This window comes from Bradyrhizobium sp. 155 (assembly GCF_023101105.1).
In the GTDB taxonomy this organism is placed as follows: Bacteria; Pseudomonadota; Alphaproteobacteria; order Rhizobiales; family Xanthobacteraceae; genus Bradyrhizobium; species Bradyrhizobium canariense_D.
Window position 1 is genome coordinate 4,501,402 of record NZ_CP064704.1, and the last position, 19,127, is coordinate 4,520,528.

General features: G+C 64.1%; 15 protein-coding genes and 1 pseudogene. 4 read left to right on the forward strand and 12 right to left on the reverse strand.

Features of this window, described 5'->3' with window-relative positions; translation table 11 throughout:
* Positions 1 to 77: 77 nt before the first annotated feature.
* The 6 genes from IVA93_RS22070 to IVA93_RS22095 are packed head-to-tail and all read right to left on the reverse strand — an operon-like array spanning position 78 to position 6,925.
* Positions 78 to 557, reverse strand: coding sequence for a MaoC family dehydratase (locus IVA93_RS22070; protein WP_018459212.1), 480 nt, complete (start codon positions 555 to 557; stop codon positions 78 to 80).
* A complete protein-coding gene (locus IVA93_RS22075) occupies positions 558 to 2,276 on the reverse strand; it encodes an AMP-binding protein (protein WP_247369233.1) in 1,719 nt (572 codons plus the stop codon).
* Entirely contained in the window at positions 2,276 to 3,166 is an 891-nt protein-coding gene (gene mmsB, locus IVA93_RS22080; protein WP_247789229.1) for a 3-hydroxyisobutyrate dehydrogenase, read from the reverse strand. The genes IVA93_RS22075 and mmsB overlap by 1 nt, the downstream gene beginning before the upstream one ends.
* Positions 3,167 to 3,194: 28 nt before the next feature.
* Positions 3,195 to 4,262 carry an enoyl-CoA hydratase/isomerase family protein gene (locus tag IVA93_RS22085; protein ID WP_247789230.1) on the reverse strand — a complete coding sequence of 356 codons (1,068 nt, stop codon included), beginning with the start codon at positions 4,260 to 4,262 and terminating at the stop codon, positions 3,195 to 3,197.
* Entirely contained in the window at positions 4,259 to 5,404 is a 1,146-nt protein-coding gene (locus IVA93_RS22090) for an isobutyryl-CoA dehydrogenase (RefSeq protein WP_018459216.1), read from the reverse strand. Before IVA93_RS22090 ends, IVA93_RS22085 begins: the two co-directional genes overlap by 4 nt.
* Before the next feature lie 24 nt (positions 5,405 to 5,428).
* Positions 5,429 to 6,925: a CoA-acylating methylmalonate-semialdehyde dehydrogenase gene (locus IVA93_RS22095; RefSeq protein WP_085395918.1), complete on the reverse strand. Its 1,497-nt coding sequence runs from the start codon at positions 6,923 to 6,925 to the stop codon at positions 5,429 to 5,431.
* 101 nt (positions 6,926 to 7,026) lie between these two features.
* Between IVA93_RS22095 and IVA93_RS22100 the strand changes: the two genes are divergently transcribed.
* A complete protein-coding gene (locus tag IVA93_RS22100) occupies positions 7,027 to 7,935 on the forward strand; it encodes a LysR family transcriptional regulator (RefSeq protein ID WP_085352820.1) in 909 nt (302 codons plus the stop codon).
* Positions 7,936 to 7,938: 3 nt separating this feature from the next.
* Here the strand turns inward: IVA93_RS22100 and IVA93_RS22105 are convergent, their stop codons facing one another.
* Together IVA93_RS22105 and IVA93_RS22110 are read right to left on the reverse strand one after the other, a co-directional pair.
* A complete protein-coding gene (locus tag IVA93_RS22105) occupies positions 7,939 to 8,559 on the reverse strand; it encodes a TetR/AcrR family transcriptional regulator (RefSeq protein WP_018459219.1) in 621 nt (206 codons plus the stop codon).
* Between the two features lie 59 nt (positions 8,560 to 8,618).
* Positions 8,619 to 9,158, reverse strand: a complete 540-nt coding sequence (locus tag IVA93_RS22110) for a PaaI family thioesterase (RefSeq protein ID WP_018459220.1) — start codon at positions 9,156 to 9,158, stop codon at positions 8,619 to 8,621.
* Between the two features lie 151 nt (positions 9,159 to 9,309).
* Here IVA93_RS22110 and IVA93_RS22115 point away from each other — a divergent pair, with 151 nt between their 5' ends.
* From IVA93_RS22115 to IVA93_RS22125, 3 genes are all read left to right on the forward strand, one after another.
* Positions 9,310 to 10,080: an enoyl-CoA hydratase gene (locus IVA93_RS22115; protein ID WP_018459221.1), complete on the forward strand. Its 771-nt coding sequence runs from the start codon at positions 9,310 to 9,312 to the stop codon at positions 10,078 to 10,080.
* A 142-nt stretch (positions 10,081 to 10,222) separates the two neighbouring features.
* Positions 10,223 to 11,419 (forward strand): acetyl-CoA C-acyltransferase, encoded by a 1,197-nt coding sequence (locus tag IVA93_RS22120; RefSeq protein WP_085352818.1) that lies wholly within the window; start codon positions 10,223 to 10,225, stop codon positions 11,417 to 11,419.
* A gap of 106 nt (positions 11,420 to 11,525) precedes the next feature.
* On the forward strand, positions 11,526 to 12,821 hold the full coding sequence (locus IVA93_RS22125) for an MFS transporter (protein ID WP_085352817.1): 1,296 nt from the start codon (positions 11,526 to 11,528) through the stop codon (positions 12,819 to 12,821).
* A 219-nt stretch (positions 12,822 to 13,040) separates the two neighbouring features.
* Here IVA93_RS22125 and IVA93_RS22130 read toward each other — a convergent pair whose 3' ends face one another.
* The 4 genes and pseudogenes from IVA93_RS22130 to IVA93_RS22145 all read right to left on the reverse strand — a co-directional run bounded on the left by IVA93_RS22130 (position 13,041) and on the right by IVA93_RS22145 (position 19,086).
* Positions 13,041 to 13,604: a hypothetical protein gene (locus IVA93_RS22130; protein ID WP_162847295.1), complete on the reverse strand. Its 564-nt coding sequence runs from the start codon at positions 13,602 to 13,604 to the stop codon at positions 13,041 to 13,043.
* A gap of 299 nt (positions 13,605 to 13,903) precedes the next feature.
* On the reverse strand, positions 13,904 to 15,613 hold the full coding sequence (locus tag IVA93_RS22135) for a response regulator (protein WP_085352815.1): 1,710 nt from the start codon (positions 15,611 to 15,613) through the stop codon (positions 13,904 to 13,906).
* Positions 15,610 to 17,124: an ATPase domain-containing protein gene (locus IVA93_RS22140; protein ID WP_085352814.1), complete on the reverse strand. Its 1,515-nt coding sequence runs from the start codon at positions 17,122 to 17,124 to the stop codon at positions 15,610 to 15,612. The genes IVA93_RS22135 and IVA93_RS22140 overlap by 4 nt, the downstream gene beginning before the upstream one ends.
* Before the next feature lie 263 nt (positions 17,125 to 17,387).
* Positions 17,388 to 19,086, reverse strand: a pseudogene (locus tag IVA93_RS22145) (GMC family oxidoreductase).
* Between the last annotated feature and the right edge of the window lie 41 nt (positions 19,087 to 19,127).

Below are 19,127 nucleotides of genomic sequence, written 5' to 3' on the forward strand. Positions count from 1 at the left end.
AGGGTTCGAGCGCACCGATTTGGACAACTTTTGAGCAGCGATGGGCTGCCGGGTCAAGCCCGGCAGCGACGGCCCACTCAGGCGAAATAGATCAACCCGAGCCAGTCCGCGACCAGCGCGGGCTTGTCCTCGCCTTCGATTTCCACGGTGACGTTGGTGCGCGACTGCAATTCATTCGGCTTGCGCAGCTTGGCTTCCGCCAGCACGAAACGGCCCCGAACGCGCTTGCCCGAGCGCACCGGCGAGATGAAACGCAGCTTGTCAAAACCGTAATTGACCCCCATCGTGGTGCCCGCGATGACGGGCATCACCTCGTAGGACATAATCGACAGCAGCGACATCGTCAGGAAGCCGTGCGCGATGGTGGTGCCGAACGCCGTCTCGTTCTTCGCACGCTCCGGGTCGACGTGAATGAACTGGTGATCCTCGATCACGTCGGCATAGGTGTCGATGCGGGGCTGATCGACCAGGTGCCACGACGACACGCCGATCTCCTTGCCAACCATGGCCTGATAGGCGTCCAAGGAAATCGGCGGCTTCTTCCAGACTTCGTTCACTTAGGTCTCACTCCGTGTTTTCGGCAGCTCCGGAAAGTCCTCTTCGCGGAATTCCCGGCCGCGCAGGGCATCATTGCGGTCGTCGTCACGCTCCAGCCGTCTCAGCTGAACGCGGCGGATCTTTCCCGAGATCGTCTTCGGCAGCTCCGTGACGATCTCGAGGCGCCGGATGCGCTTGAACGGTGCAAGGCGCGTGTGCAGATGCCTGAAGATGGAGAGCGCCGTCTCCGGCGAACGCTCCGCACCGGATGTCAGCAGCACATAGGCCTTGGGGATCGCGAGCCGGATCGGGTCCGGGCTCGGCACCACGGCAGCTTCCGCGACGAGCTCGTGCTCGAGCAACACGCTCTCGAGTTCGAACGGGCTGATGCGATAGTCGGAGGATTTGAATACGTCGTCGGAGCGGCCGACGAAAGTGAGATAGCCATCGTCATCCTCGAACACGACGTCACCGCTGCGATAAAGCTCGCCTTCGGCGCCGGACAGCCCACCGTCGTCGCCCTGATAGCCCTGCATCAGGCCGGCGGGGCGGTTTTCGCCGAGCACTAGAGCCACCTCGCCCTCTTTGGCCGGATGACCATCGGCGTCGCTGACCTGCACGCGATAGCCCGGCAGCGGCCGGCCCATCGAGCCGACCTTGATCTTTTGCCCCGGCGAGTTGCCGGCCAGCGCCGTGGTTTCGGTCTGGCCGTACCCGTCGCGGATGGTGAGGCCCCAGGCGGCCTGCACCTGCTCGATCACTTCAGGATTGAGGGGCTCGCCGGCGCCGCAGACCTCGCGCAAGGCCACCTTGAACGACGCAAGATTCTCCTGGATGAACAGCCGCCACACCGTCGGCGGCGCGCACAGCGTGGTGACGCCGCAGCGGCCAATGGTGGCAAGCAGCCCCTTGGCGTCGAAGCGCGGCTGGTTGACCACAAAGACGGTCGCGCCCGCATTCCACGGCGCAAAGAAACAGCTCCAGGCGTGCTTGGCCCAACCGGGCGAGGAGATGTTGAGATGGACGTCGCCGGGCTTCAACCCGATCCAATACATGGTCGAGAGATGGCCGACGGGATAACTGCGCTGGCTGTGCCGCACCAGCTTCGGCTTTGCCGTGGTGCCCGAGGTGAAATAGAGCAGCATCGGGTCGTCAGCGTTGGTCGGGCCGTCGGCTGCAAAGCTCTCCGACGCCCTTGCGGCGTCATCATAGGAAAGCCAGCCATCGGAGGCCTCGCCCACGACGATGCGGACGATATTATCGGCGCCAAGACTTGCGAACTTCGCAACCTGGTCCTGCGCGGCCACCACCGCCTTTGCCTTGCCGCGATCGAGCCGGTCGCGCAGCTCGTCGGCGGTGAGCAGCGTCGTCGCGGGAATCACGACGACGCCGAGCTTGATCGCGGCCAGCATCGTCTCCCACAGCGGAACGACATTGCCGAGCAGCAGCAGGAGATGATCGCCGCGCTTCAAGCCTTGCGCGCGGAGGAAGTTGGCGACCTGGTTGGAGCGGCGCGACAACGCCCCGAACGAGAGCTTGGTCTGCCGATCCTGCGCGGCATCGACGATCCAGAGCGCAGGACGATCCTTGCTGTCCGCATTCGCCGCTAGCTCGGCATCGAACCAGTCGAGCGCCCAGTTGAAGGGAATCGGATCCGGCCAGCGGAAGCCCTTGACCGCTGTCTCATAGTCCGTGCGGTTGTGAAGCAGAAACGCGCGCGCTTCCTGAAATATCGTCATTAGGCTTTCCCGGCCAGCCCCCTAACGTGCTCGATAATTCCGGAAAAATCCACCCCGCCCTGGCCGGCTGCGTCAAAGGCCTGATAGATTTCCTGCGCATGCTTGCCGAGCGGCGTCGCCGCGCCGGCGGCCTTGGCGGCGTCCTGCGCCAGTGTCAGATCCTTCACCATCAGTGCCGAGGCAAAGCCCGGCTTGTAGTCGTTGTTGGCGGGCGAGGTCGGCACCGGCCCGGGCACCGGACAATAGGTCGTCAGCGACCAGCACTGGCCCGACGAGGTCGAGGCGACGTCGAACAGCGCCTGGTGCGAGAGCCCGAGCTTCTCGGCCAGCGCGAACGCCTCACTCACGGCGATCATGGAAATGCCGAGGATCATGTTGTTGCAGATTTTTGCCGCCTGGCCCGCGCCGGCACCGCCGCAATGCACGATCTTCTTGCCCATGTTCTCCAGCACGGGCTTTGCCGCTGCAAACGCGTTGTCCTCGCCGCCGCACATGAAGGTGAGCGTCGCACCCTTGGCTCCGCCGGTGCCGCCGGACACCGGCGCGTCGACCGAAAGCACGCCGTGCTTGGCCGCGAGCGCATGCGCCTGCCGCGCGCTCTCGACGTCTATGGTGGAGGAGTCGATGATCAACGCGCCCTTGGTCATCGCGGGAACGACCTCGCCCCACACGCCGAGCACATGCTTGCCGGCCGGCAGCATGGTGACGACCACATCGGCACCTTTCACGGCGCCCGCAGCGCTCTCTGCGATGCCGGCACCGTCGGCCTTGGCCTGGTTGCGGGAGGCCTCGGCGAGGTCGAAAGGGACGACCTTGTGGCCGGCCTTGACCAGATTGGCGGCCATGGGGCCGCCCATGTTGCCGAGACCGATGAATGCGATCGTGGCCATCTTGGTTTCCTCCGCTTGAAAGACGTTGTTAGTTGAACTTCAATTCGTCGGCGCCGATCTCGGCGAGATAGTGCGCAAGCATGTCCGGCGTGACGTCCTCGATTCGCGACGGCGACCAGGTCGGATTGCGGTCCTTGTCGATCACGGCGGCGCGCACGCCTTCGCGAAAGTCGTCGCTGCGGAAGACTTCCAGCGCAGCCCGATATTCGCGCACCAGGCATTCTTCCAGGCTCGACGCGGTGCGCGCGAGCCGCAGCAGCTTGAGCGTCACCACCATGCCGCGCGGCGATTTTTCGTTGAGCGTCTTCAACGTCGCCAGCGCGAACTCGGAACCGTCGCGCTTGAGCGCGGCAAAAATGTCTTGCATGCGGTCGAAGCCGAACAGTGCGTCGATCGCCGGCTCCTTTGCGGCGACCGGCCCCGCGATCTCCCTGGTCGCAAAACCGTTGATGAGCTTGCTGACATCGGCCGCGGTGACGCCCTGGCGAACTTTGGTCAGCGCGTCGCGCAACTCGGGCCATTTGGCCGCCGATACCACCGCGTCGGCAAACCTGGCATGGATCGCATCGGGGCCGTTCATGGTCTGGCCGGTCAGGCCGAAATAAGTGCCGATCTCGCCCGGCGAGCGTGACAACAGCCAAGTGCCGCCGACGTCGGGAAAGAAACCGAGCCCGACCTCGGGCATCGCAAGCCTCGTACGGTCAGTCACGATTCGATGGCTCGCATGCGCCGAGAGTCCGACGCCGCCGCCCATCACAATGCCGTCCATGAAGGCGACATAAGGTTTCGGGAATTTCTTGATCCGGGCGTTGAGGATGTACTCTTCCCGCCACAGGATCTTGCCGAGGTCACCATTGACCTTCGAACTTTCCCAGAGCGCACGGATGTCGCCGCCGGCACACAAGCCACGCTCGCCGGCACCTTCCAGCACGATCACGGCAACGGCGGGATCGGCCTCAAAACGGTCGAGCGCCTTGTCGATGTCGCGAAACATCTCCAGCGTCACGGCATTGATCGCCTTGGGGCGGTTGAGCCTGATAAGTCCGGCCGAGCCTTCGACCCATGCGACCAGATCGCCCTCCTCCGCTCCACTCATCGGGCGCCCTCGATCAATTTGCGCGCCACGATCAGCCGCATGATTTCGTTGGTGCCTTCGAGAATCTGGTGCACGCGCAAATCGCGCACGATCTTCTCGATGCCGTATTCGCTGAGATAGCCGTAGCCGCCGTGCAGCTGAAGCGCCTGGTTGGCGACCTCGAAGCCGGCATCGGTGCCAAAGCGTTTGGCCATCGCGCAGAGCATCGTGGCGTCGGGATCCTTGCGGTCTAGCGCCGCCGCTGCGCGCCACAGGAACGTACGCGCGGCCTCGAGCTCGATCGCCATGTCGGCGAGACGGAACTGCAATGCCTGGAATTCGTCGAGGCGTTTTCCAAAAGCCTTGCGCTCTTTCATGTAGGAACGCGCCTTGTCGAGCGCGGTCTGCGCGCCGCCTAGTGAGCACGCTGTGATGTTGAGACGCCCGCCGTCGAGGCCTGCCATCGCGATCTTGAAACCGACGCCCTCCTCGCTCAGCCGGTTGGCGACCGGCACGCGGGCGTTCTCGAAGATCACGGCGCGGGTCGGCTGCGCGTTCCAGCCCATCTTGCGCTCGTTGGCGCCGAACGAGACGCCCGGCGTGTTGCCGTCGATGACCAGCGTCGAGATGCCGCCGGGGCCATCGCCGCCGGTGCGCACCATCGCGACCAGGAGATCGGTCCCGCCGGCGCCGGAGATGAACTGCTTCTGGCCGTTGAGAACGTAATGATCGCCGTCGCGCACGGCACGGGTGCGGAGCGCTGCCGCGTCCGAGCCGGCGCCGGGCTCGGTCAGGCAGTAGCTCGCGATCAGCTCCATGGTGCAGAGCTTGGGCAGCCATTTGTGGCGCTGGGTGTCGCTGCCGTAGGCATCGATCATCCACGACGCCATATTGTGGATGGAGATGAAGGCCGAGGTGGTCGGACAGCCCGTCGCCAGCGCTTCGAAGATCAGCGCCGCGTCGAACCGTGTCATGGCGGAGCCACCCACATCCTCGCGGATGTAGATGCCGCCCATGCCGAGCGTGGCGGCCTCGCGCATCACCTCGACGGGAAAATGCTTCTCCTCGTCCCAGCGCAGCGCGTGCGGCGCGATCTTTTCCGCCGCAAACGCCAACGCCATGTCGCGAACCGCGATCTGATCCTCGTTCAGAGCGAACTGCATCTGTTAGCTTCGCTCCAACGACGGTTACTTCATCAGCGGGATCGAGAACTCCGCGCCTTCCTTGACGCCGGACGGCCAGCGCGAGGTCACCGTCTTGGTCTTGGTGTAGAAGCGGACCGAATCCGGGCCGTGCTGGTTGAGATCGCCGAAGCCCGACTTCTTCCAGCCGCCGAAGGTGTAATACGCAATCGGCACCGGGATCGGCACGTTGATCCCGACCATGCCGACGTTGACCTTGGCCGCGAAGTCGCGCGCGGCGTCGCCGTCGCGGGTGAAGATCGCAACGCCGTTGCCGTAATCATGCTCCGACGGCAGCGCCAGCGCTTCCTTGTAATCGTGCGCGCGCACGACCGAGAGCACGGGGCCAAAAATCTCTTCCTTGTAGATCCGCATGTCCTTGGTGACGTTGTCGAACAGCGAACCGCCGAGATAGAAGCCGTTCTCGTAGCCCTGCATCTTGAAGCCGCGGCCGTCGACGGCGAGCGTCGCGCCTTCCTTGATGCCGATGTCGATATAGCCCTTGACCTTCTCGACCGCCTCGCGCGTCACCAGCGGACCGTAATCGGCGGAGGGATCGATCGAGGTGCCGATCTTGAGACTCTCGACGCGCGGGACCAGCTTTTCCATCAGGCGGTCGGCAGTGGCCTTGCCGACCGGAACCGCGACTGACACGGCCATGCAGCGTTCGCCGGCCGAACCGTAGCCGGCGCCGATCAGTGCGTCGACTGCCTGGTCCATGTCGGCATCCGGCATGATGATGGCGTGGTTCTTGGCGCCGCCAAAACATTGGCAGCGCTTGCCGGTCTGGGCGGCGCGCTCGTAGATGTATTGCGCGATCGGGGTGGAGCCGACGAAGCCGACGGCCTTGATGTCGGGATCGTCGAGGATGGCGTCGACCGCTTCCTTGTCGCCGTTGACGACATTGAGGATGCCGGGCGGCAGGCCCGCCTCGATCATCAGTTCGGCAAGCATCATCGGCACGCCGGGATCGCGCTCCGACGGCTTCAGGATGAAGGCGTTGCCGCAGGCAATCGCAGGAGCGAACTTCCACATCGGAATCATCGCCGGGAAATTGAACGGCGTGATGCCGGCGACGACGCCGAGCGCCTGGCGCATCGAATAGATGTCGATGCCGGGGCCGGCGCCTTCGGTGTACTCGCCCTTCATCAGATGCGGAATGCCGCAGGCGAACTCCGCGACCTCGAGGCCGCGCTGGATGTCACCCTTGGCGTCAGGAACGGTCTTGCCATGCTCGCGGGCAAGCAGTTCGGCCAGCTTGTCGTAGTCGCGCTGCACCAGCTCGACGAACTTCATCATGACGCGAGCGCGGCGCTGCGGGTTGGTCGCGGCCCATTCCGGCTGCGCGGCGCGGGCGTTTTCCACGGCGGCGCGAACCTCGGCCTTGGACGCCAGCGCCACCTTGGCCTGAACGTCACCGGTCATCGGCTCGAAAACGTCGGCGGTGCGGCCCGAGGTGCCCTTGACCTCCTTGCCACCAATGAAATGTCCGACTGAACGCATGGAATGGTCTCCTTGAGGCGAGCTTGAACGCTTTGACAAATCCTATCGACCTGCATTTTATAGGATTCAAGTCTGAGATAATGCACCATAGATGTGCGAAAATGCTGGATCAAGGCGCTATCGACTGGGACGACTTCCGCTTCGTGCTGTCCATCGTGCGGGGCGGCTCGGTTTCGGCTGCGGCAAAACAGCTCGGCGTCGACCATGCCACCGTGATCCGCCGCGTCGACCGGCTGGAGAAGCACCTCTCGGCCAAGCTGTTTGACCGGCGCAAGACCGGCTACCTGCTGACAGAGGCCGGCCAGCGCGTCGCCGACAGCGCGGAAGCGATGGAATCGACCATCGTCGCCAACCAGGAGCAGGTCGGTGGCTCCGTGGCGCGGCTGACCGGCACGGTGCGGATCGGCGCGCCAGACGGATTTGGCACCGCCTTCCTGGCGCCCCGGCTCGCTCAGTTCGCCGACCGGTATCCCGATCTCGACCTGCAACTGGTGGCCACCGCGCGGCTGTTCAGCCTCTCCAAGCGCGAGGCCGATATCGCCATCAGCCTGACCATGCCGAAGGAAGGCCGCATCGTCGGCCGCAAACTGCTCGACTACCGCCTCGGACTTTATGCCGCGCCCGCCTATCTCGAACGCTTCCCGAAAATCACCTCGCGCGAGGTGCTGCCGCAGCATCGCTTTGTCGGCTATATCGAGGAGCTCTTGTTCACGCCCGAGCTCGACTATCTGCCGCAGGTGTCGCCGAAGATCTCCGCACGCTTGCGCAGCGCCAATCTGATCGCGCAACTCAACGCCACGCTCGCCGGCTTCGGTATCGCCGTGCTGCCACACTTCATGGCGGCCGACTATCCGCAGCTGATTGCGGTGCTGGCGGAAGAGGTCTCGATCACCCGCACCTTCTGGATGCTGATGCACGCTGACAGCAAGGACCTCGCACGCATCCGCGCGGTGGCGGATTATATTTCCGAGATTGTGGAGCGCGAGCGGGCGTTGTTTGCGGGGCTCTGAAGCCTAGCTCTGCTTCGCCTTTTTCGCCGCCGCAGCCTTCGGCTCACGCCGCGCGCCGTCCAGCGCGCTGTCCTTGCCCGTCTTCAGCACCTCATCCGACAGCTCGCTCGAGCCGGCAATGCGCGCGAGCAACATGGTGCCGGCCATGGTCGCCAGCGTCGCGATCGCCTGCTTGCGCGCGGCCTTGCGCGGCAGATTCGGGATGAAGTCCGTGATCATCTCGATCATCTCGTCGAGCTTGCCGGCAAAGGCCTTTCGCGTCTTCGGGCTCTCTCGGGCGATCTCGGCGCCGAGCGCGGGGATCGAGCAGCCGTGACCGGGGTTGTCGCGATGCACCGCGGAGAGATAGGTCTCAACGATCTGACTGAGCTGCTTCTCCGGCGTGACCTGATCGGATTGCTTGCGCCAGTGCTCCATCGAGCGATCCATAGCGTAGCCAAACGCCTCGATCACCAGCGCCTCGCGGGAATCGAAATGGGCGTAGAAGCCGCCATGGGTCAGGCCCGCTTCCTTCATGAGGTCGGCGACACCGATGCCGTGGGCGCCCTTTTCGCGCAGCCGCACGGAAGCCTTCTTCACGATGCGGTCGTGGGTTTCCTGCTTGTGTTCCCGGGAATAGCGCATGCGGATCTCATTGGATGTCGGGGGTCATCTAATAACACGGATATCGGCCGGACGGCGCATTAATTCCCGGTAAAATTGTTGCCGATCATGGAAAAGGTCGCCGTTGCGTGCACCGCAAGCGCCCCCTTACCGTCGCGGACAAATCCCTCGGCGTAGCTGGTCTGGCGTCCCAGCTTGATCACCTTGCCTTCGGCGGAGATCAACCCGGACCGGACCGAGAGCGGACGCAGGAAGGTCATTTTCAGATCGAGGGTGACGGAGCCCTGCCCGGGCTCCAGCCGGGTCGAGATCGCACACCCCATGGCGGTGTCGAGCAGCGCGGCGGCTGTGGCCCCGTGCAGGAGGCCTATGGTGTTTTCGAGATCCTCGCGCGGCTCGAGTTCCATGACGATCCGGCCCGGCTCGACCACGGCCATGATGAAGCCGATCAGCTTGGCAAAGGGTGGCGGCGGCAGCCTTCCGTCGCGGATGCCCAGCATCGCATCCATGCCTGACAGGCCCATCGCCACTTTCGCAACCGGCGCAGGCACCTGCCATTCAACCACCCGCTCGCGCCGGCCCGCAGGCGAAAACAGGTCGAGTTGATCGATGTCGGTCATCGCGGCCTCTTTTGTATGATTTCCATCATACTATGCTGCGGACTTAGCGCTGGCAACTCCCTCCCCGCCGGCTTGACAAGCAATGCGTTTCGGCCCGGAAGTGTGACCTGACCGGCGTATTCGCACGTCTACGAAGCTCAGAGATCCTCTCATGGAAATGCTCAACAACCACTGCGGGGTGACGCGCGATGCGCGCGGCGTCGTTCATGTCGCGATCTGCAATGCCGGCTCGCTGAACATTTTGAGCTCGCCCGTCACCGATGCGGTGCGCGAAGGCCTGCAGCAGCTCTCGTCCGACCGCAGCATCCGGGTCGTGGTGCTGCGCGGCCAGAGCGAGAAGAGCATGATCGGCGGCGCCGACATCAAGGAGATGGCCAAGCTCGACCAGAAGTCCGCCGAGGCCTTCATCAGCCGCCTGCGCGACCTCTGCGAGGCCGTGCGCGCCTTCCCGGCCCCTATGATCGCGCGCATGCCCGGCTGGTGCCTCGGCGGCGGGCTCGAAGTCGCCGCGGCCTGCGATTTCCGGATCGCCGCCCGTGATGCGCATTTCGGCATGCCGGAGGTGCGGGTCGGCATTCCCTCGGTGATCCATGCCGCGCTGCTGCCGCGCCTGATCGGGTGGGCCCGCGCGCGCTGGCTGGTGATGACCGCTGAGAACATCGACGCGCCGACGGCGCTGGCCTGGGGGTTGGTCGACAAGGTCGCGCCGGAGGGTGGGCTCGATGCCGAGGTCGAGCACCTCGTGAAGGCCCTGCTCGAATGCGGCCCCGAGGCGCTGCGGTCGCAGAAGGCATTGCTGCGGCAATGGGAGGAGCTGCCGCTGACCGAGTCGGTAAATTTGAGCGTCAAAGTCTTCGGCGAGTCGTTCCTGACGGACGAGCCGACGCGGCTGATGGGCGCGTTTGTGAATCGGAAGCGGTAGGCGCTCTCCACCTCGTCCGATCGAACGAGCAAATCTCATCCGACCTACGACAATTTCTCATGCCCCGCGCAGTTGCATTTTTTGCTCCGCATCATATGATGACCGTAATCTTACATAGTTGGCATCTCACGGAGTCTCACCCATGGCCGAAGCCGCCGATCCCGTCGTCATCGTCTCCGCCGTCCGGACACCGCTCGGCCGCTTCATGGGCGAGCTTTCGCCGCTGGCCGCGCACAAGCTCGGATCGCACGTGATCGGCGCGGCACTGGAGCGTGCCAAGCTTGCGCCGGAGAAAATCGACGAGGTTTTCATGGGCTGCGTCCTTCCCGCCGGCCAGGGCCAGGCCCCCGCGCGCCAGGCGGCGCGGGCCGCCGGCCTACCCGATGCCACCGGCGCGACTACTGTCAACAAGGTCTGCGGCTCCGGCATGAAAGCGACCATGCTGGCGCACGACATCATTTGCGCCGGCTCGGCCGAGATCGTCGTCTCCGGCGGCATGGAAAGCATGAGCAACGCGCCGTATCTGCTCGCCAAGGCGCGTGGCGGCTATCGCGCCGGCCATGATCGCATCATCGACCATATGATGATGGACGGCCTCGAAGACGCCTACGAGACCGGCCGCTCCATGGGCGATTTCGGCGAGGCCACCGCAGAAGCCTATCAGTTCACCCGCAAGGACCAGGACGCCTTTGCGATGGAAACGCTCAGCCGCGCACGCAAGGCGGTCGAGGGCGGTGCGTTCAAGGCCGAGATCGCGCCGATCACGCTGAGTGAGAAGGCCGGCCCCCGCATCGTCGCCAATGACGAACATCCGCTCAAGGTCGATCCCGCAAAGATCCCCGGGCTGAAGCCGGCGTTCCGCGCCAACGGCACCATCACGCCGGCGGCCTCCTCCGCCAACGCCGACGGCGCCGCTGCGCTGGTTCTGACGAAGCGCTCGCTCGCCGATCGCAGCGGCCTGCCGGCTCTCGCCGTGATCAAAGGCCACACCACCCACAGCCAGGAGCCGCAATGGTTCACTACGGCCCCGATCCCGGCGATCCGCAAGCTCTTGGACAAAGTCGGCTGGAATGCCGGCGATGTCGATCTGTTCGAGATCAACGAAGCCTTCGCCGTGGTGGCGATGGCGGCCCAGCGCGATCTCGGCATTCCCCGCGACAAGCTCAACATCAACGGCGGCGCCTGCGCGCTCGGCCATCCCATCGGCGCCACCGGCGCACGGCTGATCGTGACGCTGCTGCATGCGCTCGAGGCGCGAAACCTCAAGCGTGGCGTCGCCGCGCTCTGCATCGGCGGCGGCGAAGCTACTGCGATCGCGGTAGAGCGCCTGACGCACTGACGAGAACGTCCGGAAATGAGGGAACTCCGTCATTTCCGACAGACGCGTCCCGTGCCATTCTGAAAACTTGCGCAGGCTCTCGCCTGCCCATCAAGATTGAGGCCCAATGATCTCGAACTGGCTCGCGGCAACACTCGGCCGCCGCAATATCCACTACGGCTGGGTGATGGTCGGCGTGACCTTCCTCACCGCGCTGATCAGCGCCGGCACGGTCGGCGCGCCCGGCGTTTTCATTGTTCCGCTTCAGAAGGAATTCGGCTGGAGCACGGCGGAGATCTCGTCGGCGTTGTCGATTCGCTTCATCCTGTTCGGGCTGATGGCGCCGTTCGCGGCGGCCCTGCTCAACCGCTACGGCCTGCGAAATGTCACGCTGACCGCGCAGCTCATCGTGGTCTCGGCGCTGGTGCTCTCGCTCGGCATGACGGAGGTCTGGCAGCTCGTCGCGCTGTGGGGCGTCGTGATCGGGATCGGCACCGGCATGACCGCGCTGGTGCTGGGCGCTACCATCGCGACGCGCTGGTTCGCGGCGCGGCGCGGCCTCGTCGTCGGCATCATGACCGCGAGCGTCGCCACCGGTCAGCTCGTGTTCCTGCCGCTGCTGGCAAGCCTCACCGAACGCTTCGGCTGGCGGCTTGCGCTCGGCTTCGTCTGCATCGCACTTGGTGTTTCCGCCCTCGCGGTCCTGCTCGCGATGCGCGACCGTCCGAGCGATTTGGGCCTGCGCCCGTTCGGCGACGAAGGCACCACACCCCTGCCAGCGCCGCCCATCAGCCATGGCTCGATCACCGGCGTCGCACTCGGCACGCTGCGCGAGGCCTCGAAGAGCAGCGCGTTCTGGGTCCTGTTTGCGACGTTCTTCGTCTGCGGCGCATCCACAAACGGCCTCGTGCAGGTGCATCTGATTCCGATGTGCCTCGATTTCGGCATCCCGCAGGTGCAGGCCGCGGGCTTGCTGGCTGCAATGGGCATCTTCGACTTCTTCGGCACCATCATGTCGGGATGGCTTTCGGACCGCTACGACAACCGCTATTTGCTGTTCTGGTATTACGGCCTGCGCGGGCTCTCGCTGATCTTCCTCCCCTTCAGCGATTTCTCGTTCTATGGGCTCTCGATCTTCGCGATGTTCTACGGGCTCGACTGGATTGCAACTGTGCCGCCCACGGTGCGCCTGACCGCGCAGAAATTCGGACCTGAGCGCGCCAATCTGGTGTTCGGCTGGATCTTTGCAGGCCACCAGCTCGGCGCGGGCACCGCTGCCTTCGGCGCCGGTCTCTCGCGGACGGTCTATCAGAGCTACCTGCCCGCCTTCTTCATCGCCGGCGCGCTCTGCGTGTTCGCCTCGCTGATCGTGCTGACGCTGTCGCGACAACCGAAGCCGAAGCCGCAAGCGGCGATGGCTTAGTATCTGATGGTGCCGGTGACGCCGTAAAATGCGGCGTCACCGATCCGCCCGACACGAGGCGGGTCGTCCGGGTTCGGGGTGCCGCTCGATTGCGGAAGACGTACCTGAAATAAAGCGCGACCAGCCGTCGCAGATCGAAAATCAGCAAGGCGAACCTGCCGTAACCGTCAACAGACGCCTTGCGGATGTTCATGCGTCGCAATTATGTCGGCTGGCCGCTCAGGCGAGGGACCCCCCGCGCGGGTTGACGATCGTATAGCCACGCAATGAACGCGCATGCATTCGCGTCGCGTGTCCGCCCGAGTTGGCGTCGTACGCCATCCAGGTGTCCCCTTCCAAATGCTGCTCGAGGACGAATACATGTCCACGTCGCGCTGCGACCATTCCCGGTGCGGGTGATGTCCGCGGGAAGCGCAGCCAATTGGCCGCAAGATTCAATTCCGGCACGATACGGCCGAACACGCGGAGAGCCGCGCCGCAGCCGCAGAAGGAGGAAGGACACCCTGCCGGACGACTGCCGACGATGCGGGCGCTTGAGATGCTCGTCGTCGGGGCGCCGCCCGCGTCGGTCACTGTCAATTGCGTCGCGCGATAGGCTTGTAGCGAGGACCTGGGATTCAGTGGGGACCGGGAAGTCCGCTCACGGCGCGGTTGCGCATATGAGAAGTCGCAGGGCATCGTGACGTTGCATTCAGGTACTTGATGAATGCGATAAGTCCGTGCTTCGGAAGCGACGGAGCTGAGGGCAACCAAGAGACACGCAGAAAGAACCGCCTTGAACATTGCAGGGCTCCAAATTGAAGATCCCTGCCCCGGCATGAGAAACCAATAACAGTTTGGCTGAAATCGGCTAAAAGAACGGCCAAAAGTGGCTTCATTAGCGGGCCGATTTCTGCAGTCCTCATAGCCCAGACGTAGCGGCGGAGATAGATATTCGCAGAGAACGAACGCGTGTCGTCGCAACCGAAATGCGATCGCATGTGCACGCGCCGCTCAGCGACGGGCGTCGACCGGCCCGAGCGCGCAATTGCGCAGGGTGCCCCTCGAGCCATAAACCCGGGCAGTGATTGTTGCGCGCTTGGTCAGCCCCGAGTCGTCGCCAACCCCGCTCCTGTGGCTATCGCAAAGTCCGATTTTGCAGCGCCGAGCGCTGCGGCGAGCTCGTCGATGTGGTAGGGTTTCGACAGGATCCGGATCCCAGCCTGCTCGGCGTCGTGAACCGCGGCTTCGGCGTATCCGCTCGTCAGCAGGACCGGAATGTCGCTTCGCCTTCTTCTGATCTCGCGCGCGAGTTCGACACCGTTCATGCCGCCCGGCATCATGATATCGGAAAACACCAGATCGACGGAGCGGCCGTCCGCTAGGGCACCGAGAGCCGCCGCAGCGCTGGCCGCGCGCGTGACCTGGTAACCGAGTTGCGCAAGCATCTCGCTGACGAGCGCGGCGACCTCGTCGTCGTCTTCGACGAGGAGGATTCGGCCCTGATTGGCCTTCTTGGGCCGAGCCCTGTTCAGGTCGATGAGGTGCCGTTCACCCGAAGGGATATTCCTGGATCGCGGCAAATAGAGCTCGATGCTGGTGCCCTCGTCGACGATCGATTTTATTCGAACCATCCCGCGTGATTGCGTCGCAAATCCGTGGACCTGAGCAAGCCCCAGGCCCGAGCCTTTCCCCACATCCTTGGTCGTGAAGAACGGTTCGAAGACCCGCGCCAGGATCTCGGGGCTCATTCCAACACCCCTGTCGACCACGGATAGGCGAACGTAATCGCCCGCGATCTCGTTCTCGTTCAGGCCGGCCAGGTTCTCGCCACGGACAACGATCGTACCGCCGTTCGGCATCGCATCGCGGGCGTTGACCGCCAGATTGAGAATGACCAGTTCGAGCTCTCCCGGATCGACCTCAACCGGCCAAAGCCCCTCCGGAAAATCGAACTCGACGTGAACGTCGCCTCTCAGGCTCCGATCGAGCAATTCGCGCATGCCGCCGATCTGCGCGGGGATGTCGACGGCCTCGGGCCGGAGCTTCTGCCGCCGTGAAAAAGCCAGAAGCTGCCTGGTCAGGCCCGCACCACGCTGCGCCGCCTGAACCATTCCTTCCAACAGCCGACGCCGCCGATCAGGATCGGTCTGTCGGTCGAGCATGTCCAATCCACCGGAGATCACCATCAGCAGATTATTGAAATCGTGAGCTACTCCGCCGGTCAATTGCCCAATGGCCTCGATCTTCTGGGCCTGACGAAGGGTCTCCTCGACGCGGGCGCGCTCTTCCATTTCGGCCCGCAGATGCTTGTTGGCCTCCTCGAGGGCACGGGTGCGCTCGACCACGAGCTTCTCGAGCTCCTGGGCCGTCCGCTCGCGCGCCTGCAGCAAGGTCCGAATCTCATATTGCCGCCGGCGGGCCCGCATTGCGGATTGAATTGCGCTCGTCAGCGTGATCGGCTGAACCGGGCGCTCGAGCAGCGAAACGTTGCGGAGTGTATCGACGATGCTGCGGCGCCAGGCAACCACCGCCGGCTGCTCCCGGTGGCTGGTAAGAATGACAAAGGGCAGGTCGGACCAGGGCGGCTGCCGCTCGATCCAATGTGCCAGCGGCTGGGTATCCTTTCCGAACAAGCCCTCCTCGGCGAGAAGCACCGCGCCCACGCCAGCCGACATCTCGTTGACCAGTTCAGGCAGACCTCGACAATTGATTGCCACGAGATTCGAACTGCGGAGAAGCTCGACCGATGCCGGTCCATCGCGGCCAATCGGAGCAAACACGAGGACGCAATGATCGCGGTCGGCGCTCATTCCGACAGCCCCTCCGGTATCTCCGTGCCCGAGTAACGCGGATTCCCGGAAAAGATGCCGCTGAATCCGGTCAGCGGAGGACCGACCGTAATGCCGGCACTGCCAAGACGAAACTCGCGGATGGAATTTTCATGATTGCCGCTGCGCTTCTTCACGACCGAGAGGGCGCGCCGCACCGTTCCGCCGACCTCGAAATAGCGCAGCATGAGCACGGCATCGCTCAAATAGCTGATATCGAGAGCCGTTTCCATCGGACCGACCAGCCCGTGCTGAGCGAGGATCAGGACGGTCAGCACGCCTTTCTGCCCGAGATAGCTCAGGAGCTCGTGCATCTGGAGGATGAGAAATCGCTCATCCGGCATTGCGTTGAGGTAGCCGTTCAGACTGTCGATGACAACAATTCGGGCGTTGTCCTTTTCGACGCTGTTGCGCACATTGGCGGCGAATTCGCCGGGGGACATTTCGGCGGGATCGATCTGTTTAAATCGGATGAGTCCCGATTGCAGATGGCTTTCAAGCGGCAGGCCCAGCGTTCGAGCCCGGGCCTCCACTGTACCGCGACCTTCATCGAAGGCAAAGAACACCGCATGCTCACCGCGATCTGCCGCCGCGATCGCATAGGTCAGCGCGAGAGACGACTTGCCGACACCGGCGGCGCCCAAGAGCAGCGCACTGGTGCCGCGCTCGAGCCCTCCTCCCAGGAGCTGGTCGAGTTGTGCATTGCCGCTGGGCGTCAATTCACCGATAAACGAGGTGTGATGTTCCGCCGCCACCAGACGGGGGAATATCCGCACCCCTCCCGCTTCGATCGTGAAATCGTGGAAACCGCCGCGAAATCGAATGCCGCGCATCTTAATCACGCGAAGCCGCCGGCGCTCTGCCCCATAATCAATGGCGAGCTGTTCGAGCATCACGACGCCATGCGCGATCGAATGGAGTTGCAGGTCGTCCTGGGAGGACGAGAGATCGTCGAGGAGGATGACCGTGCAGTTGCGGTTGGTGAAAAAGTGCTTCAGGGCCAGAACCTGGCGCCGGTACCGCAGCGGGTTCTGCGCAAGGAGGCGGAGCTCGGACAGGCTGTCCAGCACCACGCGCGCGGGATTGATCCGTTCGACCTCCTTGAATATCAGGCCCGTGGTTTCGCTCAGCTCCATTTCGGCGGGGTGAAAGACGGTGAGCTCGCGCTCCGGATCGAGCGTCGTCTCGGGCGGCACCAGTTCGAAGATGTCGACCCCTTCCAGCGACCAGCCGTGCCGCTGTGCAACCAGCGTCAGCTCACGCTTGGTCTCCGACAAGGAGATATAGAGCACGCGTTCACCGCAACGGGCGCCCTCGAGAAGGAATTGCAGCGCCATCGTGGTCTTGCCCGAGCCGGGCCGGCCCTCGTAGAGGTACATGCGATTGGGATCGAGCCCGCCGTAGAGGATATCGTCGAGACCGTCACTGCCGGTCGAAATCCTAGGCAACTCTCCGGGATCGCTGGTTTGCGCCCGGCTTGATGAATTGATCATTGAACCCCCGTGAAGCTCCATCGCCGACAGTGCGCTCCGGCCCCGAGATGGGACGCGCGGTCAGCGGCCCGTCTCAGTCGTAAGGCGAAATCTGGCAAAGAACGCCGAAGCCGGGTTCCAAGTTCCGCCTAAGCACGCATGTCCGCCAGACCGTCGGCCGCGGAACCGTTCTCGCCCACCATTTCAGCTTTTGCGGTATCACTAGCGGTCCTGGACGGTCAGCGTCGACAAGGCGGTTCGCCAGCCCGAAAAGCCGCGCCGGCTCACTGCATCATCGCGGCCGCGATCTTCTCCGCCGACATCAGGACCGGAAAATTGGTGTTGGCGCACGGCACCACCGGGAAGATCGAGGCATCGACGACGCGCAGGCCCTGCACGCCCTTGACGCGCCCCTCTGGATCGACCACCGCCATCGGATCATCGGTCCGGCCCATGCGGCACGAGCAGGAGGCGTGCCACACGCCGATCGTGGCCTTGCGCACGAAGGCTTCCAGCGCCTCGTCATCGTTGATGACGTCGTCGAAGGTGAAGCCCTCGACCACGAAATTGTCGATCATGTAGTGGCGCAGCGCCGCCGGCCCGTCCATCAGGGCCGCGGCGATCTTGGTCAGAATCCGATTCTTGGTGTTGACCACGCCGATCTTGCGCACACGGTCGGTATAGGAGGCCGGGAACGGCTTGTCCGTCACGGCCCTGACCACGTCGCTCATCTGCACGGCCGCCATCTTGCGGAAACCGCTCATCAGGCGATCAAGGTCGCGCCGGTCGGACAACAGGTTGAATTCGACGATCGGCTCGACTGCCGGGTCGCGCGAGGCAAGCTTGACCTGTCCGGTCTCCGAATAGGTCTTGTTGACGAATGTCAGGAGCGATCCGATTTGCTCACCGACGGCGTGCCAGGCCGATTTGCTGAGCAGCACGACGAACATGTCGCCTTTCGGTACGCCTTCGAGCCCGGACGAGTAACGCAGGCCAAGCTGCATGTGGCGCCTGGTGTGCTCGTTCATCCGCGCGCCGCGGCGGACAAAGGACGACAGCGAGATCGAGGGATGATCCATCAGGCGTTGGCCGACGCCCTGCAGCCCCATCAACACGGGAATGCCCATATCCCTGAGGTGACCGACCGGGCCGATGCCGGCGCGCAACAGATGCGCCGGCGAATGGATGGCGCCGCTGGAGAGAATGATCTCGCGGGCGCGGAATTCCTGCTCCCGCCCGTCGACCACCGCCTTCACCCCGACGCACCGCGTGCCTTCGAACAGCAATTCCCTGACTTGCGTGTTGGTGGAGATCGTGAGGTTGGCGCGCTTGCGCGTGTCGCGATCGAGATAGCCCATGGCAGCCGAGACGCGTTGCTCGGCCTGGTTCGAGTGCGTCACCGGGAAAAACCCGTCGACGAACTCGCCATTCTGGTCCGGCAGGAACTGATGTCCGGCCTGCTGGAAGGCCTGCGCGAACGCCTGCGAATGCCGCGTCCAGTGCTCCCTGGGGATTCGGCGGACCGGGATGCGGCCGTCCTTGCCGTGGTAGGGACCGTCGAAATCGAGGTCGCGCTCGACCTTCTTGAAGAAGGGCAGCACATCATTCCAGCTCCACCCCGCAGCGCCGCGCGCTTCCCATTCGTCGTAATCGGTCGGCGCGCCGCGGTTGGCCATCTGGCCGTTGATCGAGGAGCCGCCGCCGAGCACGCGAGCCTGCTCGTATTTGCGCAGGGGTGCGCGCCCTTCATCCGGATTGTTGTGGCTGACGATCTGGGTCGTGACCTTGAGCTCGGTCCAGTGGAAGCGCGGATCGAAATAGGCCGTACCCGGATAGCTGTCCTTGATCTCGGCCGGCTCGTCTCCGGGCGGTGTGTCCTGTCCGGCCTCGCAGAGCAGGACCTTGTTGGCGCTCCTCGCGGAGAGCCGGTTGGGCCAGCACGGACCCCGCCGAGCCGCCGCCCACGATAATGAAGTCATACACGATTGGCGCTTCCTCTTGTTCTTGCCCGGGAAGCGTAGCGC